The sequence below is a fragment of the Klebsiella sp. 10982 genome (assembly GCF_048589245.1).
GTDB lineage: Bacteria > Pseudomonadota > Gammaproteobacteria > Enterobacterales > Enterobacteriaceae > Klebsiella > Klebsiella quasivariicola.
Map to the genome: position 1 here is coordinate 1 of NZ_JBMAXV010000047.1, position 25,699 is coordinate 25,699.

Here is a 25,699-nt window from a genome sequence, read left to right on the forward strand (position 1 = left end):
CACACCTCAACGGCAGCCGCCCCGGCGCTCAGGTATCGTTCGCAGCCCCGACAAAAAAATAGGGGCTATCGGCCTACGCGCCGGGGAAAGCTGTATCAGTGTTGGTTTTTTGGAGATGAGTTTGCGGCAATCATGAAAAGGGGAATGTATGGGAATACTGGAGCAGGAAATGAAGCGACTGGCGCAGCAGGCAGGCGGTAGCCATAAAACCGTTCACGACCGCATTAAGCTGGCGCAGCGGTTTTGTGAGCGTCTGGTTCTGGCGCAGAATGTGCAGATCCGCCGGGTGGAACAGCTTAAGGCGCGGCATATTGAAGGTTATGTTCGTGAACGGCTGGCGCAGGGCATCACGAAGCGTTCCCTGCAAAACGAGATGGCGGCGGTACGTTGCATTCTGAAACAGGCCGGGCGTGACAGGCTGGCGCAGAGTGAACGGCTGAATAACCGTTCGCTGGGATTGTCCGGTGCATCCCGCAACGGTACGAAGCTGGCTATCACGCCGGAGTACTATCTCGATGTGCTGGAGACGGCCCGTGCAAAAGATCCGGGGCTGGCGTCAGCGCTGGAACTCTCAAGGCTGATGGGGCTGCGTTCGCAGGAGGCGGTGCAGAGCGTACAGTCGCTGAAAACGTGGCGACAGGCACTGGATCGTGGTGACACTCGCTTAACCGTGGTGTTTGGCACCAAAGGCGGGCGACCCCGTGAGACGATTATTCTTGATGTTGTCGCTGTCAGAAAAGCGCTGGCTAATGCGCTGACCGTGGCAGAGGATCGCCACGGCAGGCTGATTGACAAGCCCGATCTGAAAAGCGCAATGAAATACTGGCATAGCCAGGCGTCGGGTCTTGGCTTAACTGGCGCATACTCTCCGCACTCTCTTCGCTATGCGTGGGCACAGGATGCGATCCGCCATTATCTGGTGCAGGGATTTTGTGAGAAGGAAGCGCTGGCAATGACGGCGATGGATTTGGGGCATGGCGACGGGCGCGGGCGGTATGTGGCGCAGGTTTACGGGAGAAAGGATGGTGCTGATTGATAGCCTCAGACTTGCAATATGATGTTATTCATCGTTTTTCGTACAAAATTATTTGCCCCAAATAATTTGGGGTGATTTCCTATTAATCTCGGGTTATTCATTGGTTTTCGTGCAAAAAATTTTGGGGGCAAAATTTTTTGTACGGTTTCCTCTTAATAACGATGTTTCTAAATGGTACGGCCTATTAACAGGCTTCTGGTGCAGCATTCCGTTATTTTTTCTGGTGATTGTGCCAGCAAAAGGGAAAAGGCCAAAGGGCTTAAAAGGATAAAGCTGGCGCAGATCGGTATTTATCCGGTGGTATCTGGCGCAATCCTGACATAGACAGGCGACGGCAGGCTGGTGCAGATAAACGGTGACACTGAACTGGTGCAGTTATGGTGTATCGGCAAATCGGTTTCTGGTGCAGATTGTCTGGCAGCGATTGCCCAATACAAAAAGCAGATCCAGATTCAATCAGCATCTGCTTTTTCATTATCAACAAATTATATTGCCGCTGGGTCAGGCCACTTTATGCCGCTGCGCATAAATATACGGCGCAACGTACCCCTCGTGGCTCATGTCGAGATAATCCGACCACCACTGCATCATCTCCATACGGGCTTCCAGATGTTCCGCCTTATGCACATACGCCGCCCGCACGCCGTTGCGCTCCTTGTGGCTCATCTGGCGCTCGATGGCATCCTTTGACCACAACGCGGATTCGTTCAGGGCGCTACAGGCCATCGTGCGGAAGCCGTGACCACAGACCTCGGTTTTGGTGTTGTAGCCAATCACGCGCAGCGCCTTGTTGATGGTGTTTTCACTCATCGGCTTGTTCATGGAGTGCGCACCCGCAAACACGAAAACGGAATCTCCGGTAATTTCCTTTATCTGCTCCAGCAGGGCGACGGCCTGCGCGGATAACGGCACCAGATGCTCATCCTTCATCTTTGCGCCACGCGATGAAAATCTTACACCTTTAACCGCATCGCGCTGTGCAGGCACCGTCCAGATATGGGCTTTCAGGTTGAACTCAACCCAGCGGGCGAGGCGTAGCTCACTGGAGCGCAGGAAAACGTGCAGATTCAGCTCCAGCGCCAGACGGGTCAGTTCCCGCCCCTTGTAGCCATTAATCTTGTCCAGCAGCTCTGGCAGGCGTTTCAGGGGCAGGGCGGGGTGATGTTGGGTCACAACCGGGGTCACGACGCCATCCAGATCGTAAGCCGGATTATATTTAATCGTTCCCTGCTGTACGGCATGGCGCATGATTTTGGTCAGATGCTGGCGCACCCGCCCGGCAACGTCATGCACGCCCTTATCGTCTATGGATTTTACAAGCTGCGCCAGATGGCGGGTTTCAACCTCTGCAATGTCCATTGCGCCAACATCAGGGAAGACGTAGCGCTTCAGGCAGGTCAGGATCTTGTCGGCGTGATCTTCTGACCACAGCTTAAGACAACTGGTATGCCATGCCGTGGCGATGTACTGAAAGGTGCGTGTGCCGTCAACGGCGGCTTTTTCCGCCTTTCGGGGCAGGGAAGGGCTAACGCCGGATACCAGCAGCTTACGTGCCGCATCGCGCTTCTCGCGGGCTTCTGCCAGCGTAACCTGTGGGTAGGGGCCGAAGGCCAGACGATTTTCCTTACCTTCAAAACGGTAGCGGAAATACCACAGCTTAGAGCCACTGGTGGATACCGTCAGGTACAGACCTTGTGCATCGGTGAGCTTATAGGATTTTGCGAGGGATTTCGCGGCGCGGATCTTGCTGTCAGTTAACATGAGGGTCTCTCCGTTCATCGAACTGAATGAACCCTCAATCTGACCCCTGATTTTCCGGATACGTAGGGATAAATCAAAACGCATCCGGAAAGATTTTTTACGCTAACTTATTGAATTTCATACGCATGGGAATTCATAGGGAAGCATAAAAAAGGAAAGGTGGTGCCCGGACTCGGAATCGAACCAAGGACACGGGGATTTTCAATCCCCTGCTCTACCGACTGAGCTATCCGGGCAACGGGGCGCATTAAACCGTAATCGCCGCGCCTCGTCAACGAAATTTATCTGTTTTGCAGCAGACTGAACAATCTATCACCACATTGCGCTAAAAGCACGCGTCTTCAGGCAAAAAACAGCGTCCAGGCCGCTGAAATCGGCATCGCCAGCACCAGTGCAGGTAGCATATTCACTACCGCAAACATTTTTATCCCGCAGATGCGCAGGCCGGTGGCGACCAGCAGCATACCGCCGACGGCGCTGAAATCCGCCAGCATCATCGGCGTGGTAAGCGGCATAATCACCGCCGCGCAGGCTGCGAGGGTCAGCTGAATGATCAGCATCGGCACGCTGATGGCGGCGACGGCAATCCCCAGCGTGCAGGCAAAAATGGTGGCGGTGAAAAAATCGAGAAACGCTTTGGCAATCAGAATGCTGGCATCGCCGGTCATCCCTTCGCGCATGGCACCGAAGACGCCGGTGCCGCTGGCGCAGAACAGAACAATAATCGCCACGTAGCTCTGGATATAAGATTCCTGAGCGGAGGCCTTTTTCTTGCCTTTCGCTGACATTAGCTGCTGGAGCTTGCTGACCAGCGTATTGATCCCTTTTTCCATATTGCTCACTTCGCCGAGCAGCGCACCGACAAGGGTCGAGAGCACCATCACCGGCAAATTGGCACACTTGATGACCAATAAAATGCCGATACCCAATGACGCCAGGCCAAAAATGGAGGTCATTGAGGCGCGGATCCGCTCCGGCAACCGTTGGCTAAGCAAGGCGCCCAGCACGCCGCCGACCAGCACCGCGCTGGCGTTAATAAAAGGTCCTGTAACCACGCTGACTCCTGTTAAATATCCCTGATAACCGCATTATTATGACGTTAACCTGCCGGGAAAGCTTGTGTATCCGTGATATAAGTGCATACGGTTTTCATCTTGCGCCGGTCCGGGAAAGGTGCCATGATTGCGCGAATTTTCTCCTCCCTGCTATGAGGCCGCCGATGACGACACTGCCATTACCTCGCCAGCGACGCCGCGCACCGATGCGCGGGCAGCCTCATCTTGCTACGCTTACCCCTCTGTTCACCATGCGGTGAAGGACACGTATGCTCACTGTAGGGCAACAGTAAGATCGGACGCGTCTGCTTTTACTGATGTCCGGCGGTCGGAGCTGAATCCGTCAGACCCGGACACATCGTTGGGCAAGGTTCTCCCTTGTCTGAGCTTTTTACACTCCCGATACGGGCATTTGCGCTTATGAAATCCATGCACATTGCCGCCAGCTACGAGCTGGTCACCCGCTTGTCCACCCACCGTCGCGTTGTGGCGCTGGACAGTACCGATTTTACCGATGTGGCGGCAGTCGTCATCTCCGCGGCCGACAGTCGCAGCGGCATCCTTACTCTCCTCAGGCGCAGTGGCTTTAACCTGCCGGTCTACCTGCTGAGTGAGACGGCGGTCGAGAAGCCGGAGGGGGTGCAGGCGGTGATCGCCGGTAAAGATCAGGAATGGCTGGAGCTGGAGGCGGCGGCTTGTGATTATGAAGCGCGTTTGCTGCCGCCATTTTTCAATACCCTGACCCAGTACGTCGAGATGGATAACAGCACCTTTGCCTGTCCGGGGCATCAGCACGGGGCGTTTTTCAAAAAGCACCCTGCTGGCCGTCAGTTCTTTGAGTTTTTTGGCGAGAATGTCTTTCGCGCCGACATGTGCAACGCCGATGTGAAACTAGGCGATCTGCTGATCCACGAAGGGTCGGCCAAGCACGCGCAGAAGTTCGCCGCGAAGGTGTTTAACGCCGATAAAACCTATTTCGTTCTCAATGGCACCTCGGCGGCCAACAAAGTCGTGACCAACGCGCTGTTGACCCGCGGCGATCTGGTGCTGTTCGATCGTAACAACCATAAGTCAAACCATCACGGGGCGCTGATTCAGGCGGGGGCGACGCCTGTCTATCTTGAAGCCGCGCGCAATCCGTTCGGCTTTATTGGCGGCATTGACGAACGCTGCTTTGATGAGCATTACCTGCGGGAACGTATCCGCGAAGCGGCGCCTGAGAAAGCCAATGCCTCCCGCCCATTTCGTCTGGCGGTGATCCAGCTCGGAACCTACGACGGTACGGTCTATAACGCCCGTCAGGTGGTGGATAAGATCGGCCACCTCTGCGATTACATCCTGTTTGACTCGGCATGGGTGGGCTATGAGCAGTTTATCCCGATGATGGCTGACTGCTCGCCGCTGCTGCTGGAGCTGACCCCGGACGATCCGGGTATTTTTGTCACTCAGTCCGTGCACAAGCAGCAGGCCGGCTTTTCGCAAACGTCGCAGATCCATAAAAAGGATAACCATCTGCGCGGCCAGGCGCGCTTCTGTCCGCATAAGCGGTTGAATAACGCCTTTATGCTGCATGCCTCCACCAGCCCGTTCTATCCGCTGTTTGCTGCGCTGGATGTTAACGCCAAAATCCACGAAGGCGAAAGCGGCCGTCGCCTGTGGGCCGAGTGTGTGGCGCTGGGCATCGAGGCGCGCAAAGCGATCATCGCCAACTGCAAGATGATCCAGCCCTTTATTCCGCCAGTGGTGGCGGGGCGTCCGTGGCAGGATCACCCGACCGAGGCGATCGCCCGGGAACGCCGCTTCTTCAGCTTCGAACCGGACGCGCGCTGGCATGGTTTTGAGGGCTATGCGGACGACCAGTACTTTGTCGACCCGTGTAAGCTGCTGCTGACCACCCCGGGCATCGATGCCGATAGCGGCGACTATACCGAGTTCGGCATTCCGGCGACTATTCTGGCGCACTATCTGCGTGAAAACGGCATCGTGCCGGAGAAGTGCGATCTCAACTCGATTCTGTTCCTGCTGACGCCGGCGGAGAGCGCCGAAAAAATGGCGCATCTGGTAGCGATGCTCGGGCAGTTCGAGCAGCATATTGAGGCGGATACGCCGCTGGCCGATGTGTTGCCGACCATCTACAACAAATATCCGGTGCGCTATCGCGATTACACCCTGCGCGAACTGTGCCAGGAGATGCACGATCTCTATGTCAGCTTTGATGTGAAGAGCCTGCAAAAGGAGATGTTCCGCAAACGGAGCTTCCCGCGGGTGGTGATGAATCCCCAGGATGCCAACCGCGAGTTTATTCGCGGCAACGTGGAGCTGGTGCGTCTGAGCGAAGCGGAAGGCCGCATTGCGGCGGAGGGGGCACTGCCGTATCCGCCGGGCGTGCTGTGCGTGGTGCCCGGCGAGGTCTGGGGCGGCGCCGTGTTGCGCTATTTCCTCGCGCTGGAGGAGGGGGTCAATATGCTGCCTGGCTTCTCGCCGGAGCTGCAGGGAGTTTACAGCGAGACGGATCCGGACGGCATTAAGCGACTGTATGGCTACGTGCTGAAGGAATAAAAAAACGCCCCGCTGAACAGGCGGGGCGTTTTACTTTTGCCGATCACGCGTTCTGCTGGGCGGCGGCAGGTTGTCTGACGTGTTTGTATTTGAACAGCGCCACGAAGGCGAAGGCCAGCACCAGCGAATAGCCGGCGAAAATCAGCCACACGCTCTGCCAGTCAGTGATCCCCTCGACGGTAAAGTGCTCCACTACTTTGCCGCTCACCATCCCACCGAGAATACAGCCGAAGCCGTTGGTCATCATCAGGAACATTCCCTGGGCGCTGGCGCGGATTTCCGGACGTACCTCTTTCTCAACGAACACCGAACCGGAGATGTTGAAGAAGTCGAAGGCGCAGCCGTAGACGATCATCGACAGCACCAGCAGCACGGTGCCGAACGGCGTCGGGTCGCCGAAGGCGAACAGGCCGAAGCGCAGCATCCACGCCACGATACTGATAAGCATCACGTTCTTGATGCCGTAGCGGCTAAGGAAGAACGGGATAGTCAGGATAAACAGCGTTTCGGAGATCTGCGAGATCGACATCAACACCGAGGCGTGTTCAACGATAAAGCTGCCGGCAAACAGCGGATTTTTATCGAAGCTGTGCAGGAAGGTGTTGCCGAACATGTTAGTGATTTGCAGCTCGGCGCCGAGCATCATCGAGAAGATGAAGAAGATTGCCATGCGTTTGTTTTTAAACAGCGCAAAAGCGTTAAGCCCCAGCATCTCCGTCCAGCTTTGATTGCGCTGGGCGTTGGCGACCGGGATCGTCGGCAGCGTCAGGGTGAACAGCGCCAGCAGAACCGACAGCGTCGCGCCAATGTACAGCTGCATATGGCTCAGTTCAAAGCCGGAGAAGCTCACGCCCCACATGGCGAGGATAAAGCCGATGGTGCCCCAGATGCGAATTGGCGGGAAATCGGTGACGATATCCAGCCCTGCTGACTGCAGGCGGTAGTAGGAGATGGTGTTGATCAAGCCAAGCGTCGGCATATAGGCCAGCGAGTTAAGCAGGATCACGAGGAACATCTCGCCTGGCGTGGTGACCTGCGCCGCGAGGTACAGCGTTAACGCGCCGACCAGGTGGCAGATGGCGTATACCCATTTAGCACTGATCCACTTATCGGCAACGATACCGAGCAGCGTTGGCATCAGCACTGCGGCGATCCCGAGCGAGCTATACACCGCACCGATAGCCGCACCATCAAACTTCAGCGTGACAAACATGTATGAGCCAAGCGTGGTGAGCCAGCTCCCCCAAAGGCAGAACTGCAGGAACGACAATATTTTGAGCTGCAGCTTAAGATTCATGTAGATATCCTCACGAATGTGGGCTTGTTATGTTTTTAAAATAACATTAATGCCGTTATTTTGATGCGATTCTATCATTTGCCAGCTGAAGGCTTCTGTTAACTGCCGCAGAAAATCGAAAGATATTACAAAGTATGGCGGAGAATAAGCGCGGCCTCAGCGCAGGGCTGAGGCCGGTGACAGGGGGGTTATTTGCGGCGGTAGCTTTTCTGCGCGGTGTTAACCTTATACAGATAGCGGCGTGATTCCGCCGACGGATGGCGGGTGGTCAGGGTCTGGTAGACGTCCCCTGGGGCCATGCTGTTGATAATATTGGCCGCCTGCACTTTATCGCTGGAGAAAACCCGCAGTACGCTGCCGGCGCCGCCGTTATAGGCAGTGATCACCGCATAGCGACGCGAGGTGGGGTTATCGATGCCGGCGAGGTAGACATTGTTCAGCATCGCCAGGTAGGCGGTACCGGTGTCGATATTATTCGCCGGGTCAAAGAGATAGCTGCGGCTTGGCAGGCCCGATTTGCCCTGGGAACGGAAGACGTCTCTGCCGGCGCTGTGCTGAACGACCTGCATCAGCCCCATGGCGTCGGCATGGCTGACCGCATAGGGGTTGAAAGAGGATTCGGTCTGCATAATCGCGAGGATCAGCGACTCATCAACCCCATACTTACGCGAGGCCTGACGAACCATGCCGAGGTATTTATGCGCACGTTTGTCGAGATGGTTCGGCACCAGGTTGATGGTGATGCTGTAGACCACGCGCAGACCATTGTTGCGGCTCTTCAGACGGGTTTGCAGCAGGTAATCGGCATAGCGCGCGGCGCGCCATTCCCAGCGGATAGATTCGCCGGTGTTATCGACAACCTGGCCGTAGAGGAACGGCTCTTTGGAAATCTGAATATCATCGACGTCGGAATAGAGGTCGATAGAGTTAGGATCATCGCCCATCAGCAGGGTTTTGATAATCGCCTGGCGCAAGCGTCCTTGCGGATCGGTCCCGGCGATGGTCTCGACGGTAATCGTCCCGGCATCAAAGTTGATGTGGCTACGGGTTTGATACTGGTCGGTGTATTTAACGTAGTCCTTCGGCCCGGCAAGCAGAACTTCGTTATACCCCCAAATGTTCTCGATGTTGTGGGCAAACTGGCCCATCAGAATATCGAATCCGTTGGTGTCCTTGACCCAGGCCTCGTTATATTCGGCGCCTTTTTTATTGGAACTGGAACAGGACACGAGCAATGGCGCAATCAGCGCGAGCGCTAAGTATTTTTTCATCATTCCGGGAGTGCGTGTTGTGTTTGTCTGGTAAAGGCCGTAAGGCCCTTACTGTTTTTCCGGCGGCGTGTAGCCTTCGATGTGAACGTCTTTCCCTTCAAACAGGAACTGCACCATCTCCTGTTCCAGCAGCTTACGATGCTCCGGGTTCATCATGCTGAGCTTTTTCTCGTTGATCAGCATGGTCTGCTTATGCTGCCACTGCGCCCAGGCTTCTTTGGAGATTTCGTTATAAATACGCTTCCCGAGCTCGCCCGGATACAGCTGGAAATCCTGGCCATCCGCTTCACGCTGCAGGAAGGTACAAAAAATGGTTCTGCTCATAATCAATCCTCTTTGGTAGCCGAAAAATTTATACCGGGGTTCCGGCTTTTAACTGTTGCAACAAGCGCTCCACGGGAGCCGCCAGACCGACCGACGGCGGCTGCGCTAAGTTATACCAGAGTGCGTTGCCTTCATCCATGCATGCGCCAGATGAGTGCACTGTAAGCCACATCGGCACAATATCCAGGTGGAAATGGCTGAAAGTGTGGCGAAAAGCGGTGAGCTGCGTCAGATTATCGGCCTTAATCTGGCGCTGTGCCAGCCACTCGCGTAGCTCCGCTTCGCCTGCAAATTGTGGAAAACAGAATAATCCGCCCCACAGGCCTACCGGTGGACGCTGGGAGAGAAACACCTCGTCGCCGTGCTGCATCAGCAGGAAATAGCCAGTGCGTTCCGGGAGGGTCTGCTTCGGTTTTTTGCCCGGATATTCTGCCCATGAATGATTGGCGTAGGCCACGCAGCCGTTATTCAGCGGGCACAGCTCGCACTTCGGCTTCGAGCGGGTGCAAACCATTGCCCCGAGATCCATCATCGCCTGGTTGAAGCGCTCAACCCCCTTCGCCGGGGTAACCTCTTCGCTGATGTCCCACAGCCGTTTTTCCACCTCTTTTTTTCCCGGCCAGCCGCTGACAGCATAGCAGCGGGCGAGCACCCGCTTCACATTACCGTCGAGAATCGGATAATGCTGACCGAGCGAAAGGGATAAAATCGCCCCCGCCGTTGAGCGCCCGACGCCGGGCAGCGCCGCCACTGCGTCAAAGGTCCGGGGGAATTCCCCGCCGTGCAGTGTGGCGACCTGCTGCGCGGCTTTATGTAAATTGCGCGCCCGCGCGTAGTAGCCGAGGCCGGTCCACAGATGCAGCACCTCATCCAGCGGCGCGTTGGCTAAATCAACAACCGTGGGGAAACGCGCCATAAAACGTTCAAAATAGGGAATAACCGTGGTGACCTGGGTCTGTTGCAACATCACTTCGGAGAGCCATACTTTGTAGGGCGTCTTGGCGATTTGCCAGGGCAGGGTTTTACGCCCGTATTTGTCGTACCAGTCCAGAACCTGGGCTGAAAATTGCGTGGCGAGAAAAGTCAAAGCTACGGCTCCGGGATCGCGATTACAGGGTGGCAGATTGCAGCACAAGGGCGAGTGGCTGTAAACCCTTGCATCCGCCGGGTAACTTTGGATAATGCCCGTTTTCCGAACACATTCACAAGCAGACCAAACTTTTATGAAAAACGACGTCATCTCTCCGGAATTTGATGAAAACGGCCGTCCGCTGCGCCGTATTCGTAGCTTCGTCCGTCGCCAGGGTCGCCTGACGAAAGGGCAGCAGCATGCGCTGGATAACATTTGGCCGGTGATGGGCGTTGAATTCAACGATGCGCCGCTCGATTTCGCCGCCCTGTTTGGCCGTGACGCGCCGGTCACCCTCGAGATTGGCTTCGGCATGGGCGCCTCGCTGGTGGCGATGGCAAAAGCCAAACCGGAACAGAATTTCCTCGGCATTGAAGTACACTCGCCGGGCGTCGGCGCATGCCTGGCTTCTGCGGAAGAAGAAGGCGTACAAAATCTGCGCGTAATGTGTCACGATGCGGTGGAAGTGCTGCACACTATGATCCCGGATAACTCGCTGAATATGGTGCAACTGTTTTTCCCTGATCCGTGGCATAAAGCGCGCCATAATAAACGTCGTATCGTGCAGCCGCCTTTCGCTGAGCTGGTGAAAAGCAAGCTGAAGCTTGGCGGTGTCTTCCATATGGCGACCGACTGGGAAGCCTATGCCGTGCATATGCTGGAAGTCATGTCCTCGCTGGAAGGTTATCGTAACCAGTCGGCAAGCAACGATTATGTACCGCGCCCGGAATCGCGCCCGGTAACCAAATTTGAACAGCGTGGCCATCGTCTCGGCCACGGCGTATGGGACTTAATGTTCGAGAGGGTGAAATAATGGCCAAGAATCGTAGCCGTCGTCTGCGTAAAAAAATGCATATCGATGAGTTTCAGGAGTTAGGTTTCTCCGTCGCCTGGCGTTTCCCGGAAGGGACCAGCGAAGAGCAGATCGACCAGACGGTCAACGATCTGATCGAAGAGGTGATTGAGCCGAACAAGCTGGCCTTCGACGGCAGCGGCTATCTCTCCTGGGAAGGGCTCATCTGCATGCAGGAGATCGGTAAATGCACCGAAGAGCATCAGGCCATCGTACGCAAATGGCTGGAAGCGCGTAAGTTAGAGGATGTGCGCACCAGCGAACTTTTTGACGTCTGGTGGGACTAAGTTTGACAAGGGTCGGCAATTGCCGGCCCGTTTTGTCTTAAGGGAGTTTTATGATGCGTAAAACGCTGCTGGCGGTGGCGCTCTCCGTCACCGCTTTGTCTGCCCATGCGGACTACCAGTGTAGCGTCACGCCGCGTGACGATGTGATCCTCAGCCCGCAGCAGGTCCAGGTGAAAGGGGAAAATGGCGATCTGGTGATAAAGCCGGACGGCAATTTGACCTTTAACGGCAAGGCCTATGCGCTCAGCGCCGCCCAGCGCGAGCAGGCGCAGGATTATCAGGCCAGTCTGCGCAGCAGCCTGCCGTGGATTGACGAAGGCGCGCGTTCGCGAGTCGAAAAAAGCCGTAAGGCGCTGGATAAAATCATTACCGAACAGGTTGGCGCCAACAGCAGCATGCATGGTCGCCTGACCAAGCTGGACGCGCAGCTCAAAGAGCAGATGAACCGCATCATTGAGCGCCGCAGCGATGGCCTGACCTTCCATTATAAAGCCATCGACCAGGTGCACGCCGACGGCCAGCAGCTGGTGAATCAGGCGATGGGCGGCATTCTGCAGGACAGCATTAACGAGATGGGGGCGAAAGCGGTGCTTAAAGGCGGTGGTAACCCGCTGCAGGGCATTCTCGGCAGTCTCGGCGGCCTGCAAACGGCGATTCAGGATGAATGGAAAAACCAGGAGGCCGATTTCCAGCAGTTTGGTAAAGACGTCTGCAGCCGGGTGGTCTCGCTTGAGGATAGCCGCAAGTCGCTGGTTGGCTCGCTGAAATAATGACATGGCGGTCCGCTTGCCGGCAGGACCGCTTCTGCGTTTACTCGTTCAGAAATAACTCAAGCAGGGAATTCAAAAACAGCTTACCGTGCTCGGTGATCTGCCAGTTCTGCTCGTCTTCATGCAGATAGCCCTGGGCTATCGCCGCCTCCAGCTGCGGGCGGATCGCCGCTTCCTCAAGACCGGTATAGCGGCTGAATTCGTCACGCGGCGCGGCCTCCAGCAGGCGGAAACGGTTCATAAAGAACTCAAACGGTTTATCCGCGTCTTCTACATCATGCTGACGCTCGAGGTAACGGCCTTCCATATACCCGCGCGGGTGGCGGGTTTTGGCGGTACGCAGGATGCGTCCGTCAGGGAAGGTGATCTTGCCGTGCGCGCCGCAGCCGATGCCGAGGTAGTCGCCAAAGCGCCAGTAGTTAAGATTATGCTGACACTGGAAGCCCGGCTTAGCGTAAGCGGACGTCTCGTACTGCTGATAGCCGGCGGCGCTCAGCAGCTGATGCCCCTGCTCGAAAATATCCCATAGCGCGTCGTCATCCGGCAGCACCGGTGGCCGGGAGCCGAACAAGGTGTTTGGCTCAATGGTCAGCTGGTACCACGACAGGTGCGGCGGATTCAGCGCAATCGCCTGACGCAGATCGTCCAGCGCCTCCTCCAGCGACTGGTCCGGCAGGCCGTGCATCAGGTCAAGATTGAAGCTGCGCAGGCCGAGCCCGCTGGCGAGACGTGCTGCGCGCTTGGCCTCTTCAGGGCCATGTATCCGTCCCAGGCGCTGCAGCTTTGGTTCACTGAAGCTTTGGACGCCGATGGAGATGCGGTTCACCCCGGCGCGCTGGTAATCAACGAAGCGATCGGCCTCCACGGTGCCCGGGTTGGCTTCCATGGTGATTTCCGCCCCGGCGGCCAGCGGCAGGCAGGCGCGGACACCATCGAGCAGGGTTTGCATGGCCGGGCCGGACAGCAGGCTCGGCGTACCGCCGCCGATAAAAATCGTGCCTATTTCCCGTCCCTGGGCATATTGCGCATCGGCCTGCAGGTCGTTCAGCAGATGCTGGACGTAATCGTCATGCGGCACCTCGCCTTTCAGCGCATGCGAATTAAAGTCGCAGTACGGACATTTCTGCACGCACCAGGGAATATGGATATAGAGACTCAGCGGCGGCAAATTAGCCATTACGTAATGCTTCCAGTAACAGTTTCAGCGCTTGCCCACGATGGGAAATGGCGCTCTTTTCTTCACGGCTCAGTTCGGCCGCGGTTTTCCCTTCTGACGGGACGAAGAAGATCGGATCGTAGCCGAAGCCACCCGTACCGGCGGCTTGTCGGGTGATTACCCCAGGCCAGCTGCCGTGGCACACCAGCGGCGTGGGATCTTCGGCATGGCGCAGATAGACCAGCACGCAGTGGAACTGCGCCTGACGCTGGTCGTCCGGCACGTCCTTTAACGCGTCGAGCAGCTTCTCAAGATTCTGCTGGTCGCTGGCGTCGACGCCGGAATAGCGGGCGGAGTAAATACCCGGCGCGCCGCCAAGCGCATCGACGGCCAGACCGGAATCGTCGGCGATGGCCGGCAGGCCGGTGATCTGCGCCGCGTGACGCGCTTTCAGAATCGCGTTTTCAATAAAGGTCAGGCCGGTCTCTTCCGCAGAGTCCACGCCCAGCTCGGTCTGAGCGACGATATCGAGACCAAAATCTTCCAGCAGCGAGGCCAGTTCGCGCACTTTACCGGCGTTGCCGGTAGCGAGGACGACTTTTTGCATGATGAATCCTGTTTATTCAGTTAGCGCCGCGACCGCAGTCGGGATCTGTTGTGGGGCGATGATTTTAACTTGCTTATGGCGGCCCAGCTCGCCTTTTTCAATCAGAACCTGGCTTTTGGCGACGCGGAACTGTTTGGCGAGAAATTTCACCAGGTGGGCATTGGCCTGGCCATCAACGGGCGGGGCGGTAATGGCGACTTTAAGCTCGTCGCCATGTACGCCCACGATGCTATCGCGGCTGGCCTTAGGCTGAATGTACAGCCTCAGCACCAGCCCGTCAGCGCAGGGTTCAACGGCACTCATAGCGCCATCCACAGCCCCGGCAGCAGCACGTTACCGGTAGCCTGCAGCACCTCGGCGACGCCCATATTGATCACGTACAGCAGCAGCACCAGCACCATCGGTGAGAAATCGATACCGCCCATCGACGGCAGCAGGTTGCGGATAGGGCGCAGCAGCGGGTCAGCCAGCTGCATCAGCACGTACTCCACCGGGCTGCGGCCCTGGCTGACCCAGCTCATGATCGCCATCAACAGCAGCACCCAGAAGATCAACGAGCCGATGGTTTTCAGCAGAATAAGCAGGGCGGAGATCCAGATGATCGGCTGGAAAGTGATCACCATAAACAGCACGATCGCTTTGATAACGCAGAGAATAAATGCCACCAGCAGCGAGGCGCTGTCAATCGGCCCCATTGCCGGGATAATCCGGCGCAGCGGTCCGACAATCGGCTGCGTGGCCTTCACCACAAACTGCGAAAACGGGTTGTAAAAGTCGCAGCGCGCCCACTGCATCCAGACGCGTAACAACACGACCATCGTGTAAAGCTCAATGACCGTTGAAAGCAGGAAAGTCAACGTCTTCATGGCGTTCCTCAGATTCCTTATTATTTGCTGTAGTCGCGCGCACCAAAAATGGCTGTGCCGATGCGCACCATCGTGCTTCCCGCCGCGATTGCGGCTTCCATATCGTCCGACATTCCCAGAGACAACGTATCGACCGTGGGGTACCGCGTTTTTAATCGCGCAAATGCTACCGCCATTTGCCGGGCGACGGCAAACTGCCTTACATATTCTGACTCAGGCGCAGGGATCGCCATCAGGCCGCGCAGCTCAAGGCGAGGTAATTCAGCGATCTCCGCCGCTAACGCATCGAGCGCTTCCAGCGGAATACCGGATTTGCTCTGCTCATCGCTGATATTAATTTGAATCAGCACCTTCAGCGGCGGCAAATGCGCCGGGCGCTGTTCGTTCAGACGGGTGGCGATTTTCAGCCGATCGACGGTGTGGCACCAGTCAAAATGCTCCGCCACTAACCGGCTTTTGTTGGACTGCAGGGGGCCAATAAAGTGCCACTGCAGCCCACTGACGCCCGCCTGCTGGAAATGGTTAATCTTCTCCACGCCCTCCTGGACGTAGTTTTCACCAAATGCCCGCTGGCCTGCCGCGATGGCGTCTTCGATCGCGCTCGCAGGTTTTGTTTTACTCACTGCAAGCAATGTCACTTCTTCTGGCGCACGCCCGCATCGGGCGGCAGCACCGGAGATTTTGTCCCGGACCTGTGCCAGGTTATGCGCAATATCGTTCATATTCCGAGGATGAGTTATGAAGCTGGAAGAAATCGTAGCCCTTAGTGTAAAGCATAATGTCTCCGATCTACACCTGTGCAATTCCGCCGCGCCGCGCTGGCGGCGGCAGGGCAGGCTGGAGGCCGCTCCCTTTCCTGCGCCGGATGTTGCGGATTTACTTAACGACAGGCTCGATGTCGCCCAGTTACAGCACTGGCAGGAGCAGGGACAGATTGACTTTGCGCTGACCCTGGCCTGCGGTTCGCGGCTGCGCGCCAGCGCGTTCGCCCATACGCGTGGAATTTCGCTGGTGTTGCGCCTCCTTCCCGGGGAGTGCCCGCGTCTGGAGTCGCTGGGTGCCCCGCCAGCGCTGAGTGAACTGCTGGCGGAAGAGAGTGGTTTGCTGTTGGTCACCGGAGCGACGGGCAGCGGCAAGTCGACCACCCTGGCGGCAATGGTTGGGCACCTCAACCAGCATCTTGATGGTCATATTCTGACCCTGGAGGACCCGGTGGAGTTTATTCATCACAGCGAGCGCTGCCTGATCCAGCAGCGGGAGATTGGCCGTCACTGCCCTTCGTTCGCTGCGGCGTTACGCGTGGCGCTGCGTCAGGACCCTGACGTCATCCTGTTAGGTGAGCTACGCGACAGCGAAACCATTCGCCTGGCGTTAACCGCGGCGGAGACCGGGCATCTGGTGATGGCGACATTACATACCCGCGGTGCGGCGCCGGCGGTGGAGAGATTGATCGATGTCTTTCCGGCAGAGGAGAAAGATCAGGTTCGTAGCCAGCTGGCCGGAAGCCTGTGCGCCGTACTGGCGCAAAAATTGTTACCCGCGCGTCAGGGTGGCAGAGTTGCGCTATACGAGCTTCTGGTCAATACCCCTGCGGTGGCGAATTTGATCCGTGAAGGAAAAGTGCACCAATTGCCCGGCGTGATGCAGACCGGGATGCAGAGTGGAATGCTGACCTTTACCCAGAGTTTTCAGCAACGTGTCGCTGCAGGCGAGCTATAAAGTGAGGAATGGGCGGGTTTGCCAGGTTAAATGATATGTTGTATGAATGTTTGTTTTTTGTTTATTAATATTATTTAGTAATACAAATAACTTTTGATTATAAATTCAAATAATACATTCAAATTAGATATGTCGATAGTGAATACGCATTTCCAGGAAAAAAGTTTGATTATGTTTTGACAGTTTTGAGTCATTCGATTTATGCTGTTTATGGGAATAGGATGATTCTCATGGAATAACGTTTCTATTTGTAAGTCGCCTTGGTGATTTATAAATTCACGACTGAATGTATCTTTTTTTATTCATTTAACCACCATGGCGGTGGGTAACAGCTAAGGAGAGTTTTAAGTGATTAATTTAAATGGAAATTCATCATCTTCTCGTCAGGTAACCTTTATTACCCACCCCTCTATTCAAAGCAAAGCTTTTGCCAGCTATTTGAGTGAAACCCTGATGGCGCCTGTGATTTTACAAAACATTAATAAACCACTTGCGCAGCGCCTGGCGAAAGATTCTGTAATATTATTTGATATCGCAGTGTCAAATAAGAAATTAAACAGGGTGTGGCGGGATATTATTCGCCTGCAGGCAGATAATCCTCGTTTGTTGATTATTAATAGCGCACAAAAGTATGAGTTATACGAAATGGCGCAGTGGCCAGCTTTATATGGTGTGTTCCGCCATGACGATGATGAATCGCGCTTAATTGAGGGCGTTAAGGCCGTGCTGAACGGTGAACAGACGGCTGAATTGAGCGTGATGCACCCGGCGATGTATGCTGCGGACCATGCATCGAAACCAGTGGAGAACTCGCCCCTGACGGAACGGGAATGCGAGATCCTCAACGAACTGCGCTGCGGCGCGACCAACCTGGATATCGCCCGGGCGCTGTTCATCAGCGAGAACACGGTACGGACGCATCTGTATAATGTATTTCGTAAGCTGAGCGTCAAGAATCGCACCCAGGCGGTGAGCTGGGCGAACGAACATCTGCGTCACTGAGCGGGTGGAAGGGCGCCGTCAGCAACCTGCCGGCGGCGCAGGAGAGCAGAGCTTAAAAGCTCTGCTCGAAGTAGCTTTCCAGAATGACCACGGCAGAGGCCGAGTCGACGCTGCCTTTATTCAGCGCCCGGTAGCCGCCGTGTTCAAACAGACCCGCGCGGGCTTCAACCGTACTCAGACGTTCATCATGCAGAAGGATCGCGACACCAAAGCGGCCATGGATTTTATTGGCGAAATTACGCGCGCGCGCCGTCAGCGGTTGCTCGGTGCCGTCCATATTCAGCGGCAGGCCGACGACCACCGCCTCAGGCTGCCACTCTTTAAGCAGTTTTTCAATGATATTCCAGTCCGGTTTACCGTCCTGTGCCTTCAGCGCCGGCAGCGGTCGAGCGGTTGCGGTGATGCGTTGACCCACCGCCACGCCGATGCTTTTGGTGCCGAAATCAAAGCCGAGAAAGGTTCCGCTCATCATGCATGCCCCGCGACGCCAGGCATCGTCACAATGTCGATACCAATCAGTTTAGCCGCCTCGCGCCAGCGATCGGCGATAGGTGTGCGGAAGAGAATATTCTGGTCAGCCGGCGCGGTGAGCCAGGCATTATCTAAAATCTCCTGCTCCAGTTGCCCTTTCTCCCATGAGGCGTAACCCAGCGCAACCAGCACGTTGCCCGGCTGCCGGTCGGTGCCTAAGGTTTCAAGGACATCCCGCGAGGTGGTGATCACCGTGTTATCCGAAATGCGGATGCTCGAGGAGAAGTCAGAGGGCGGGGTATGCAGAATAAAGCCGCGGTCTTCCGCCAGCGGGCCGCCCAGCATCACCGGTTTATCCAGGCGGATCTCCGGGTTGCGCGGCTCCGGGACAATTTTGAGCTTCTCGAGGATCCCTTCCACCTGCAGATTTTCCAGCGGCTTATTGATAATAATGCCCATGGCACCCTCATCGTTATACTCGCAGATATAGACCACGGAGCGGCGGAAAATAGGGTCCTGAAGCGCAGGCATGGCAATCAGAAAGTGATGCTGTAAATTCATTGTCAGAGGTTCTGTTCCTGGTTCAAAAAAGCAACACCCAGTATGCGGGCAAAGTAGAATGGTGTCGATGCACTTTATCTGGCAGGTGCCCAGGCGACGCCTGGCTGGCCGCGTTTCACGAGCGCGGAAACCCGCGCTCGCGGCGCCATCAGCGGACGTTTACAACCTGGTGCTTATTTAGCGATACGTCTCTCGATAGCGTCCATCAGCATGCCGGTGATCGAAATATCCGGGAAAGCTGCCTCGATCTCACGCACACAGGTCGGGCTGGTGACGTTAATTTCCGTCAGACGGTCGCCGATGATATCCAGGCCAACAAAGATAAGGCCTTTGGCCTTCAGCGTCGGGCCGACGCGGCGGGCGATTTCCCAGTCGCTTTCGGTCAACGGGCGAGCTTCGCCGCGGCCGCCGGCGGCCAGATTGCCGCGGGTTTCACCGCCCTGCGGAATACGCGCCAGGCAATAAGGTACCGGCTCGCCATCCACCACCAGCACGCGCTTGTCGCCGTCTTTAATGGCCGGCAGATAGTTCTGCGCCATGCAGTAGCGGCTGCCCAGTTCGGTCAGCGTCTCGGCTATCACCCCAAGGTTAGGATCGCCGGCTTTAACACGGAAAATAGAGGCGCCGCCCATGCCGTCGAGCGGTTTCATTATGATATCGCCGTGTTTTTCCCAGAAGGCTTTCAACTGGGCTTTATTGCGGGTGACCAGCGTTTCCGGGGTGAGTTCAGAGAACCAGGCGGTGAACAGCTTCTCGTTACAGTCGCGCAGGCTCTGCGGCTTGTTAACGATAAGCGTACCTTTCTCTTCCGCCCGCTCGAGGATGTAGGTGGCATAAATAAATTCGGTATCAAACGGCGGATCTTTACGCATCAGGATGACGTCAAGGTCCGCCAGCGGCAGATCCTGCTCGCCGGTGAAGTCATACCATTTATCGTAGTTCTGTTCGACGCTTAGCGTGCGCGTACGGGCGCGGGCTTCGCCGTTGATCAAATAGAGGTCGTTCATCTCCATGTAATGGAGTTCATAGCCGCGACGCTGCGCTTCCAGCAACATAGCGAAGCTGGTGTCTTTCTTGATGTTGATGGTTGCGATGGGATCCATCACGATGCCGAGCTTGATCATGGTTCTTCTCCGTTAACGCCTCAACCTAAGTCGCCAAAACGCACCTGCAGGGCGGTGATGGCGGTGAGCGCAGTAGTCTCTGTACGCAGAACGCGCGGTCCCAACAGAATATCAGTAAACTGGTATTGCGCGGTCATCGCTATCTCTTCAGCCGACAGCCCACCTTCCGGGCCAATCAGCAAACGGACGCGTTCAACCGGCAGCGGCAGCGTGTTAATACTGGCGCTGGCGCGCGGGTGCAGGTTGAGCTTCAGCCCGCTGTCCTGTTCGGCGCACCACTCTTCCAGCTGCATCGCCGGACGTATTTCCGGTACCACGTTACGACCGCTCTGTTCGCAGGCGGCAATAGCGATTTTCTGCCACTGCTGGATCTTTTTCTGCAAACGTTCGGCATCCAGTTTAACGCCACAACGCTCGGAAAACAGTGGCGTTATGAGGCTTACCCCAAGTTCGATCGATTTCTGGATGGTGAATTCCATTTTTTCGCCGCGCGACATCACCTGGCCTAAATGGATATGCAGCGGCGATTCCCGATCGTCAGGTTCGCCACTGAGCACCTCAACCGTAACGTTTTTCTTACCGGCCTCGGTGATGACCGCGTCAAACACCTGGTTACTGCCGTCAAAAAGCTGTAGGTGCTGACCGGCGGTCATGCGCAGGACGCGGCCGACGTGGTTGGCCGCGTCATCGCTCAGCGCGATCTGGCTGCCGACAATGAGGCGTTCTGGATGATGGATGCGAGGAATGCGCATGCTTGATATTCCGTTCGTTGCGCAGATGCCAGCTTCCCGCCATCGGGCGGGAAGCACAGGGCTGCAAATTAACAATTGCCGCTAGTGTAGGTTAGCTCTTTTGCGCCTGGCAAGCCTGCTGGACATACGGATTATGGTTGCCCTGTACTTTCGCGATGCGTTCATCGCGTTCACACTCCCAGGCGGTGACCGGGTACTGTTTATTCCAGGCGGTAAACAGCTGAGTTTGCTGGCGGGAAAGATTCAGCTGATAGCGGTCGCGCATATAGAAGTAGGTGCGGGCGATGGCGCCGCGAGCGCGGGCAGGGGGCTCGGCGATTTTATCTTTAAAATCGACCTTCATGGTGCACTGGCCGTACTGGCCTTCACCGCCGTTCCACTGGCTGTACATAAAGTTGCCGCGATCGCCATTCACTTCTCCCACCGCCGGCTGCAGGTTGTGCATATCGCTTTCCATCTTGCGGTATTCCGGATCTTTGGCGCAGTTTTTACGTCCACCCTCCTGCCAGCACTGACGCTGATGGCCGAACTGCCATGCCGGCACTACGTGCTCCCATTCAACCCGGCTGGCGCGGTTCTCATTTTTACGCACTTTATAGCCGCAGGATTCCAAATCGATAACGCCTTTTTTCCCCTGCCAGTCGATTTTACAGCCGCAATAAAAATCGCCCGGAACGTCGGCATTCACTTTGACGCCAGCGGCTTTGGCCTGGGAAAAACTGGTAATTTCGGCGGCCGCAAGCGGGCCACTGACTGCCGCGCTCAATACCGCTACGGCTAAAACATGCATACGGGACATCGTTAACTCCGTGTCAAAACGAGCCCGCAACGTAGCGAATGAGGGTGCCGGATGCAATCAGTCAGATCAGAAAGTTTCTAATTAATTCCAATGGTTATTTTTCAGCCACCAGCAGATCGCCGCAGCGAACGCAGCGGTAGGTGGCCTCACCACGAACCACCCGGTTATGGCGACGGACGGTGAGCTGATGCTGCTGACAGCGGCAGCGATAGGGGAAGGTGTTCTGGCGAACCGAATCGAGTTCAAAGCGGTGGGTGCGGCGAGCGGGAACGCCAAGGACGCTCTCCATCATCCATTTCCACTCTTTTCCGTGCGGCGCGACGCGGCCAAAATGCTGCCAGACCAGCAGGTGTGCCAGCTCATGCGGCACCACTTCATCGATAAACTCCTGCTGATTTTCCAGCAGCAGCACCGGGTTTAAACGAATTTCGTTTTTCTCCAGCCAGGCGGTGCCGGCGGAGGTACCGCGCTGTTGGTAGACCAGCGTCGGCTCCGCATAGCAGCGTTCCAGCTTGCGATTCGCGTTGGCGAGATGCTCCCGCAGGCTGCGCATTACGGCCTGCTGAATAGCGATGGGAATTCGGGGTGTTTTCATAGCGCCAGAGGATAGTGCGGCGCACGAGGGAGAGCAAGAGGAAGCTTCCTCCCGGGGAGGGAGGAAGCTCAGGCGGGTTAGTTGCGGGCGCCGATTTCGCGCAGCGGACGACCTTGCATCAGGTTCCGTTCAATATGTTCCAGCGAGACGTTTTTGGTTTCCGGGATCAGCCACAACGTCAGCAGGATAAACAGCACGTTCAGGCCGCCGTAGACCCAGAAGGTATTGGCGCTGCCGAGCGAGTTGAGCATGGTCAGGAAGGTGGCGCCGACAATCATGTTGGCAATCCAGTTAGTCGCCGTGGAGCAGGTGATACCGAAGTCGCGGCCTTTCAGCGGCTGGATTTCGGAGCACAGTACCCAAATCAGCGGACCGGCGCTCATGGCGAAACCGACGATGAACATCAGCAGCATCAGGACCGCAACATACTGGGCGGTAGAAGAGTGAATGCCGATGTGCATCATGGTGCCCAGCACGCCCATCCCTGCGGCCATCACGATAAAGCCAAGGATCAGCGTTGGTTTACGGCCCCAGCGGTCGACCAGACCGATGGCGATAAAGGTGGCCAGCACGTTGGTCAGACCGACGATTACCGTCCCCCACATTTGCTCAGTGGTGTTGGCATAACCCGCCAGCTCAAAGATCTTCGGCGCGTAGTACATGATGACGTTCATCCCGGTGAACTGTTGCATCACCTGCAGCAGAATGCCGAGGAACACCGCACGGCGGAAGTTACTGTTGTCTTTAAACAGCGACCAGCCGGACTGTTTCACCTTCAGGCTTTCACGGATCTCGTCAAGCTCACGTTTCGCTTCGGCGCTGGTATCGCGCAGGCGGAGCAGCACGCGTTCGGCATCGACGAAGCGACGTTTGGCGGCGAACCAGCGCGGGCTGTCCGGCAGGAAGATGACGCCAATCAGCAGCAATATTGCCGGAATGATGATCACGCCGAGCATCCAGCGCCAGGCGCCGCTGTAGCTGAAAGCGGTATCAGAGAGATAGGCGCCAAGGATCCCGATGGTGATCATCAGCTGGTACATGGAAATCATACTGCCGCGAATTTTTTCCGGCGCGATTTCCGAGAGATACAGCGGAGCCGTGTATGAGGCAACACCCACCGCCAGCCCCAGCAGCACGCGGGAGACCAGCAGGATCTCGACGTTTGGCGCAGCGGCAGAGAACAGAGAACCCGCGACAAAGAGGATGGCGCCGATCATCAGGCTCTTTTTACGGCCCAGTTTGAAGGAGAGCCAGCCGCTGCCGACCGCACCGACGGCGGCACCGAACATCATGGAGCTGACCACCCACTCCTGAGTGTGAGCGGAAATCTGGAACTCATTGGCAATAAAGGGTAAGGCACCCGCAATAACACCGATATCAAGGCCGAACAGCAGGCCAGCCAGCGCGGCGAGGAAACAGACGAAGAACGTCATGGTCTTGTTCGAACGCCCTTGTTTTTTGTTGTCAGGCATAACGCCCTCCAGTTGAGTTATTGATTCTGTCGATGGTTAGGGTAGGACACTCGTCGGTAAAAAAACGTGATTATAGTCACGGCTGTGTAATCGTTTACACAAAGGTAAAGAAACGTAATACATTAAATGCTTTTTAAATCAGCAATATAAACAAGGATAGTCGACAATTTGAAAAACGGTAATCAGAGTTGACCGAAACAATATGTAACATTGTGAAAAATACCTCCATAAGCTGCCTGCTTAGAGGAGAAAGTGATAGGCATCAATATGTAATCGCTTTCATGGCAATGTCACGTTCTGCTTAAGCAAGGCGCAGGGAGCAGATAGAGGGAAAATAAAAAGGCCAGCACGAGGCTGGCCTTAAAGAGAGGAAGCGGGGGATTATTTCAGACCGGCCGCTTCGCGCAGCAGTGCCGCTTTGTCGGTTTTTTCCCATGGGAAATGTTCGCGACCAAAGTGACCGTAGGCTGCGGTTTCTTTGTAGATCGGGTGCAGCAGATCCAGCATCTGAATCAGGCCGTAAGGGCGCAGGTCGAAGAACTCGCGTACCAGCAGGGTCAGCTGTTCAGAAGGCACTTTTTCGGTGCCGAAGGTTTCGACCATGATCGAAGTCGGTTCAGCGACGCCGATAGCGTAGGAAACCTGAATCTCACAACGGTCAGCAAGGCCTGCGGCAACGATGTTTTTCGCCACATAGCGCGCCGCGTAGGCTGCGGAACGGTCAACTTTAGATGGATCTTTACCGGAGAACGCGCCGCCGCCGTGACGAGCCATGCCGCCGTAGGTATCAACGATGATCTTACGACCGGTCAGACCGCAGTCGCCCATCGGGCCGCCGATAACGAAACGGCCGGTCGGGTTGATGAAGAATTTGGTCGAAGCGTTCAGCCATTCGGTCGGCAGAATCGGCTTGATAATCTCTTCCATCACCGCTTCCTGCAGCGATTTCTGGTCGATATCTTCCGCGTGCTGGGTGGACAGAACGACTGCATCGATGCCGACGATTTTGCCGTCGTCATACTGGAAGGTTACCTGGCTTTTCGCATCCGGGCGCAACCACGGCAGGGTGCCGTTTTTACGCACTTCAGCCTGGCGCTGCACCAGACGGTGAGCGTAGGTCACCGGCGCCGGCATCAGCACGTCGGTTTCGTTGGTGGCATAGCCAAACATCAGCCCCTGGTCGCCTGCGCCTTGCTCCAGCGGATCGGCACGGTCAACGCCCTGGTTGATGTCCGGAGACTGTTTACCAATGGCGCTCAGTACGGCGCACGAGTTAGCGTCAAAGCCCATATCGGAATGCACGTAGCCAATTTCGCGGACGGTGTTGCGAGTGATCTCTTCGATATCAACCCATGCACTGGTGGTGATTTCGCCGCCGACCAGCACCATGCCGGTTTTGACATAGGTTTCACATGCGACACGCGCTTTCGGATCCTGCTCGAGGATCGCATCCAGCACAGCATCAGAGATTTGGTCAGCAATTTTGTCAGGATGCCCTTCTGATACGGACTCAGACGTAAAGAGGTGTTTTGCCATATTTTATTTCACCTGTGGACGATTCGGGTAGCTCATACTGTTGTGTGATGTGGCTTTGGTGGATTATCAGCGCAAAGCCGCGCAGGTTGCGACACGAGCAGTCTGAGTGTTAATCAGTATAGACGGATTAACTTCTGGACGGCCATTTTAGGTCAAATCTTGAGCCTATTTCCAGCCTTTTTTGATGGCGGTCGCATTTATGGGAAAACGGGTCTGGCAAATTTTCCTGACAACGGCGCAGGCAGGCACATTTTTATTTTGCTTTTTACCCCGCTTCTCGGTATAAAACGCCGCGCGCGGCTCATTAAAAAAGCGCACGGGGCATGGCCCTGTGGTGCCACTTCCAGCCGGGTTAAGCAGTCTGTATTTACAGAATCTCGCAGCGGCGTAGCGCCTGTTGCCCGGTATGTATAGCTTTGGCTTGTCGCCGACCCTGTCGCAGGGCGGTGTGGAGGTGATACCAGATAATGAACCAACGTTTTTCGCTTGATTCGTCGCGTCGTTCTGTCGCGCGCCAGCACTCCGCAACCTGCATCTCTCTCATGCAAACCAGCCGATGTTCACCCCATCTCGGCGCTTCTCAGGATTCCAGGGCCGGTCGGCCGTCAGAAAACTGAACAAGGGCGCTCTTGCCAGGCAAGAGTTTTCTCGTGGTTTCTCCGGACTGTCATACTCTGTTCGGCTACGTGTTTTACGA

27 protein-coding genes and 1 tRNA gene are annotated in these 25,699 nt (G+C 56.1%); 8 read left to right on the forward strand and 20 right to left on the reverse strand.

The genetic code is table 11. The features are described 5' to 3' along the window. Positions 1 to 148: 148 nt before the first annotated feature. A complete protein-coding gene (locus ACKLKD_RS23865) occupies positions 149 to 1,036 on the forward strand; it encodes an integrase domain-containing protein (RefSeq protein ID WP_025713506.1) in 888 nt (295 codons plus the stop codon). 501 nt (positions 1,037 to 1,537) lie between these two features. Here the strand turns inward: ACKLKD_RS23865 and ACKLKD_RS23870 are convergent. The 3 genes from ACKLKD_RS23870 to ACKLKD_RS23880 all read right to left on the reverse strand — a co-directional run bounded on the left by ACKLKD_RS23870 (position 1,538) and on the right by ACKLKD_RS23880 (position 3,852). After that, a complete protein-coding gene (locus ACKLKD_RS23870; RefSeq protein ID WP_077254023.1) occupies positions 1,538 to 2,797 on the reverse strand; it encodes a tyrosine-type recombinase/integrase in 1,260 nt (419 codons plus the stop codon). A 160-nt stretch (positions 2,798 to 2,957) separates the two neighbouring features. Then, a tRNA-Phe gene (locus tag ACKLKD_RS23875) sits at positions 2,958 to 3,033 on the reverse strand. A 105-nt stretch (positions 3,034 to 3,138) separates the two neighbouring features. Further along, a complete protein-coding gene (locus ACKLKD_RS23880) occupies positions 3,139 to 3,852 on the reverse strand; it encodes a DUF554 domain-containing protein (protein ID WP_025713504.1) in 714 nt (237 codons plus the stop codon). A 420-nt stretch (positions 3,853 to 4,272) separates the two neighbouring features. On the opposite strand from ACKLKD_RS23880, the gene ACKLKD_RS23885 reads away from it, so the two are divergent. Beyond that, a complete protein-coding gene (locus tag ACKLKD_RS23885; protein WP_025713503.1) occupies positions 4,273 to 6,411 on the forward strand; it encodes an ornithine decarboxylase in 2,139 nt (712 codons plus the stop codon). Positions 6,412 to 6,454: 43 nt separating this feature from the next. On the opposite strand, the gene ACKLKD_RS23890 is transcribed toward ACKLKD_RS23885, so the two are convergent. The 4 genes from ACKLKD_RS23890 to mutY form a co-directional block, all read right to left on the reverse strand. Further along, entirely contained in the window at positions 6,455 to 7,708 is a 1,254-nt protein-coding gene (locus ACKLKD_RS23890; protein WP_025713502.1) for a nucleoside permease, read from the reverse strand. A gap of 188 nt (positions 7,709 to 7,896) precedes the next feature. Beyond that, on the reverse strand, positions 7,897 to 8,979 hold the full coding sequence (gene mltC, locus ACKLKD_RS23895; protein ID WP_025713501.1) for a membrane-bound lytic murein transglycosylase MltC: 1,083 nt from the start codon (positions 8,977 to 8,979) through the stop codon (positions 7,897 to 7,899). 48 nt (positions 8,980 to 9,027) lie between these two features. Beyond that, positions 9,028 to 9,303, reverse strand: a complete 276-nt coding sequence (locus ACKLKD_RS23900) for an oxidative damage protection protein (protein WP_004105744.1) — start codon at positions 9,301 to 9,303, stop codon at positions 9,028 to 9,030. A gap of 28 nt (positions 9,304 to 9,331) precedes the next feature. Then, entirely contained in the window at positions 9,332 to 10,390 is a 1,059-nt protein-coding gene (mutY, locus tag ACKLKD_RS23905) for an A/G-specific adenine glycosylase (RefSeq protein ID WP_025713500.1), read from the reverse strand. A 136-nt stretch (positions 10,391 to 10,526) separates the two neighbouring features. Between mutY and trmB the strand changes: the two genes are divergently transcribed. The 3 genes from trmB to ACKLKD_RS23920 are packed head-to-tail and all read left to right on the forward strand — an operon-like array spanning position 10,527 to position 12,342. Next, positions 10,527 to 11,246 carry a tRNA (guanosine(46)-N7)-methyltransferase TrmB gene (gene trmB, locus ACKLKD_RS23910; protein ID WP_002916627.1) on the forward strand — a complete coding sequence of 240 codons (720 nt, stop codon included), beginning with the start codon at positions 10,527 to 10,529 and terminating at the stop codon, positions 11,244 to 11,246. Beyond that, complete coding sequence (locus ACKLKD_RS23915; RefSeq protein WP_002916620.1) at positions 11,246 to 11,572, forward strand: YggL family protein; 327 nt, start codon at positions 11,246 to 11,248, stop codon at positions 11,570 to 11,572. The genes trmB and ACKLKD_RS23915 overlap by 1 nt, the downstream gene beginning before the upstream one ends. 50 nt (positions 11,573 to 11,622) lie before the next feature. Then, entirely contained in the window at positions 11,623 to 12,342 is a 720-nt protein-coding gene (locus ACKLKD_RS23920; RefSeq protein ID WP_025713499.1) for a DUF2884 domain-containing protein, read from the forward strand. 40 nt (positions 12,343 to 12,382) lie between these two features. On the opposite strand, the gene hemW is transcribed toward ACKLKD_RS23920, so the two are convergent. The 5 genes from hemW to ACKLKD_RS23945 are packed head-to-tail and all read right to left on the reverse strand — an operon-like array spanning position 12,383 to position 15,693. Next, on the reverse strand, positions 12,383 to 13,519 hold the full coding sequence (gene hemW, locus ACKLKD_RS23925; protein WP_025713498.1) for a radical SAM family heme chaperone HemW: 1,137 nt from the start codon (positions 13,517 to 13,519) through the stop codon (positions 12,383 to 12,385). After that, on the reverse strand, positions 13,512 to 14,105 hold the full coding sequence (locus tag ACKLKD_RS23930) for an XTP/dITP diphosphatase (RefSeq protein WP_025713497.1): 594 nt from the start codon (positions 14,103 to 14,105) through the stop codon (positions 13,512 to 13,514). The genes hemW and ACKLKD_RS23930 overlap by 8 nt, the downstream gene beginning before the upstream one ends. Positions 14,106 to 14,117: 12 nt before the next feature. Then, on the reverse strand, positions 14,118 to 14,408 hold the full coding sequence (gene yggU, locus ACKLKD_RS23935; RefSeq protein WP_025713496.1) for a DUF167 family protein YggU: 291 nt from the start codon (positions 14,406 to 14,408) through the stop codon (positions 14,118 to 14,120). After that, entirely contained in the window at positions 14,405 to 14,971 is a 567-nt protein-coding gene (locus tag ACKLKD_RS23940) for a YggT family protein (protein ID WP_004205182.1), read from the reverse strand. The genes yggU and ACKLKD_RS23940 overlap by 4 nt, the downstream gene beginning before the upstream one ends. A 20-nt stretch (positions 14,972 to 14,991) precedes the next feature. Next, positions 14,992 to 15,693 (reverse strand): YggS family pyridoxal phosphate-dependent enzyme, encoded by a 702-nt coding sequence (locus ACKLKD_RS23945; protein WP_025713495.1) that lies wholly within the window; start codon positions 15,691 to 15,693, stop codon positions 14,992 to 14,994. 16 nt (positions 15,694 to 15,709) lie between these two features. Between ACKLKD_RS23945 and ACKLKD_RS23950 the strand changes: the two genes are divergently transcribed. Further along, on the forward strand, positions 15,710 to 16,690 hold the full coding sequence (locus ACKLKD_RS23950) for a type IV pilus twitching motility protein PilT (RefSeq protein ID WP_087805960.1): 981 nt from the start codon (positions 15,710 to 15,712) through the stop codon (positions 16,688 to 16,690). 348 nt (positions 16,691 to 17,038) lie between these two features. Then, on the forward strand, positions 17,039 to 17,692 hold the full coding sequence (locus ACKLKD_RS23955; protein WP_080898044.1) for a LuxR C-terminal-related transcriptional regulator: 654 nt from the start codon (positions 17,039 to 17,041) through the stop codon (positions 17,690 to 17,692). A gap of 52 nt (positions 17,693 to 17,744) precedes the next feature. Here ACKLKD_RS23955 and ruvX read toward each other — a convergent pair whose 3' ends face one another. The 8 genes from ruvX to metK all read right to left on the reverse strand — a co-directional run bounded on the left by ruvX (position 17,745) and on the right by metK (position 25,002). Beyond that, positions 17,745 to 18,161, reverse strand: coding sequence for a Holliday junction resolvase RuvX (gene ruvX / locus ACKLKD_RS23960; RefSeq protein ID WP_049004129.1), 417 nt, complete (start codon positions 18,159 to 18,161; stop codon positions 17,745 to 17,747). Then, positions 18,161 to 18,724: a YqgE/AlgH family protein gene (locus tag ACKLKD_RS23965; protein ID WP_025713491.1), complete on the reverse strand. Its 564-nt coding sequence runs from the start codon at positions 18,722 to 18,724 to the stop codon at positions 18,161 to 18,163. Before ACKLKD_RS23965 ends, ruvX begins: the two co-directional genes overlap by 1 nt. A 173-nt stretch (positions 18,725 to 18,897) precedes the next feature. Then, positions 18,898 to 19,848, reverse strand: a complete 951-nt coding sequence (gene gshB / locus ACKLKD_RS23970) for a glutathione synthase (protein WP_025713490.1) — start codon at positions 19,846 to 19,848, stop codon at positions 18,898 to 18,900. A gap of 20 nt (positions 19,849 to 19,868) precedes the next feature. Next, entirely contained in the window at positions 19,869 to 20,600 is a 732-nt protein-coding gene (rsmE, locus tag ACKLKD_RS23975) for a 16S rRNA (uracil(1498)-N(3))-methyltransferase (protein WP_023282987.1), read from the reverse strand. Positions 20,601 to 20,691: 91 nt separating this feature from the next. After that, a complete protein-coding gene (gene endA, locus ACKLKD_RS23980) occupies positions 20,692 to 21,399 on the reverse strand; it encodes a deoxyribonuclease I (RefSeq protein ID WP_087805962.1) in 708 nt (235 codons plus the stop codon). 94 nt (positions 21,400 to 21,493) lie between these two features. Then, entirely contained in the window at positions 21,494 to 21,994 is a 501-nt protein-coding gene (locus ACKLKD_RS23985; protein ID WP_025713488.1) for a SprT family zinc-dependent metalloprotease, read from the reverse strand. Between the two features lie 77 nt (positions 21,995 to 22,071). Next, complete coding sequence (locus ACKLKD_RS23990; RefSeq protein ID WP_087805964.1) at positions 22,072 to 23,466, reverse strand: sugar porter family MFS transporter; 1,395 nt, start codon at positions 23,464 to 23,466, stop codon at positions 22,072 to 22,074. 381 nt (positions 23,467 to 23,847) lie between these two features. After that, positions 23,848 to 25,002, reverse strand: a complete 1,155-nt coding sequence (metK, locus tag ACKLKD_RS23995; protein WP_004149807.1) for a methionine adenosyltransferase — start codon at positions 25,000 to 25,002, stop codon at positions 23,848 to 23,850. A gap of 467 nt (positions 25,003 to 25,469) precedes the next feature. Here metK and ACKLKD_RS24000 point away from each other — a divergent pair, with 467 nt between their 5' ends. Next, positions 25,470 to 25,619: a hypothetical protein gene (locus tag ACKLKD_RS24000; RefSeq protein WP_420061990.1), complete on the forward strand. Its 150-nt coding sequence runs from the start codon at positions 25,470 to 25,472 to the stop codon at positions 25,617 to 25,619. The last annotated feature ends 80 nt before the right edge of the window (positions 25,620 to 25,699 follow it).

Bases quoted from the DNA above. Each gene is read 5' to 3' on its own strand.
- ACKLKD_RS23900 (WP_004105744.1), bottom strand. From the start codon at position 9,303: ATGAGCAGAACCATTTTTTGTACCTTCCTGCAGCGTGAAGCGGATGGC.
- ACKLKD_RS24000 (WP_420061990.1), top strand. From the start codon at position 25,470: ATGAACCAACGTTTTTCGCTTGATTCGTCGCGTCGTTCTGTCGCGCGC.
- ACKLKD_RS23920 (WP_025713499.1), top strand. From the start codon at position 11,623: ATGATGCGTAAAACGCTGCTGGCGGTGGCGCTCTCCGTCACCGCTTTG.
- trmB (WP_002916627.1), top strand. From the start codon at position 10,527: ATGAAAAACGACGTCATCTCTCCGGAATTTGATGAAAACGGCCGTCCG.
- yggU (WP_025713496.1), bottom strand. From the start codon at position 14,408: ATGAGTGCCGTTGAACCCTGCGCTGACGGGCTGGTGCTGAGGCTGTAC.
- ACKLKD_RS23945 (WP_025713495.1), bottom strand. From the start codon at position 15,693: ATGAACGATATTGCGCATAACCTGGCACAGGTCCGGGACAAAATCTCC.
- ruvX (WP_049004129.1), bottom strand. From the start codon at position 18,161: ATGAGCGGAACCTTTCTCGGCTTTGATTTCGGCACCAAAAGCATCGGC.
- endA (WP_087805962.1), bottom strand. From the start codon at position 21,399: ATGTCCCGTATGCATGTTTTAGCCGTAGCGGTATTGAGCGCGGCAGTC.
- ACKLKD_RS23950 (WP_087805960.1), top strand. From the start codon at position 15,710: ATGAAGCTGGAAGAAATCGTAGCCCTTAGTGTAAAGCATAATGTCTCC.
- ACKLKD_RS23940 (WP_004205182.1), bottom strand. From the start codon at position 14,971: ATGAAGACGTTGACTTTCCTGCTTTCAACGGTCATTGAGCTTTACACG.
- ACKLKD_RS23930 (WP_025713497.1), bottom strand. From the start codon at position 14,105: ATGCAAAAAGTCGTCCTCGCTACCGGCAACGCCGGTAAAGTGCGCGAA.
- ACKLKD_RS23885 (WP_025713503.1), top strand. From the start codon at position 4,273: ATGAAATCCATGCACATTGCCGCCAGCTACGAGCTGGTCACCCGCTTG.
- mltC (WP_025713501.1), bottom strand. From the start codon at position 8,979: ATGAAAAAATACTTAGCGCTCGCGCTGATTGCGCCATTGCTCGTGTCC.
- ACKLKD_RS23870 (WP_077254023.1), bottom strand. From the start codon at position 2,797: ATGTTAACTGACAGCAAGATCCGCGCCGCGAAATCCCTCGCAAAATCC.
- ACKLKD_RS23990 (WP_087805964.1), bottom strand. From the start codon at position 23,466: ATGCCTGACAACAAAAAACAAGGGCGTTCGAACAAGACCATGACGTTC.
- ACKLKD_RS23890 (WP_025713502.1), bottom strand. From the start codon at position 7,708: ATGAATCTTAAGCTGCAGCTCAAAATATTGTCGTTCCTGCAGTTCTGC.
- ACKLKD_RS23865 (WP_025713506.1), top strand. From the start codon at position 149: ATGGGAATACTGGAGCAGGAAATGAAGCGACTGGCGCAGCAGGCAGGC.
- gshB (WP_025713490.1), bottom strand. From the start codon at position 19,848: ATGATCAAGCTCGGCATCGTGATGGATCCCATCGCAACCATCAACATC.
- rsmE (WP_023282987.1), bottom strand. From the start codon at position 20,600: ATGCGCATTCCTCGCATCCATCATCCAGAACGCCTCATTGTCGGCAGC.
- ACKLKD_RS23965 (WP_025713491.1), bottom strand. From the start codon at position 18,724: ATGAATTTACAGCATCACTTTCTGATTGCCATGCCTGCGCTTCAGGAC.
- hemW (WP_025713498.1), bottom strand. From the start codon at position 13,519: ATGGCTAATTTGCCGCCGCTGAGTCTCTATATCCATATTCCCTGGTGC.
- metK (WP_004149807.1), bottom strand. From the start codon at position 25,002: ATGGCAAAACACCTCTTTACGTCTGAGTCCGTATCAGAAGGGCATCCT.
- ACKLKD_RS23915 (WP_002916620.1), top strand. From the start codon at position 11,246: ATGGCCAAGAATCGTAGCCGTCGTCTGCGTAAAAAAATGCATATCGAT.
- ACKLKD_RS23985 (WP_025713488.1), bottom strand. From the start codon at position 21,994: ATGAAAACACCCCGAATTCCCATCGCTATTCAGCAGGCCGTAATGCGC.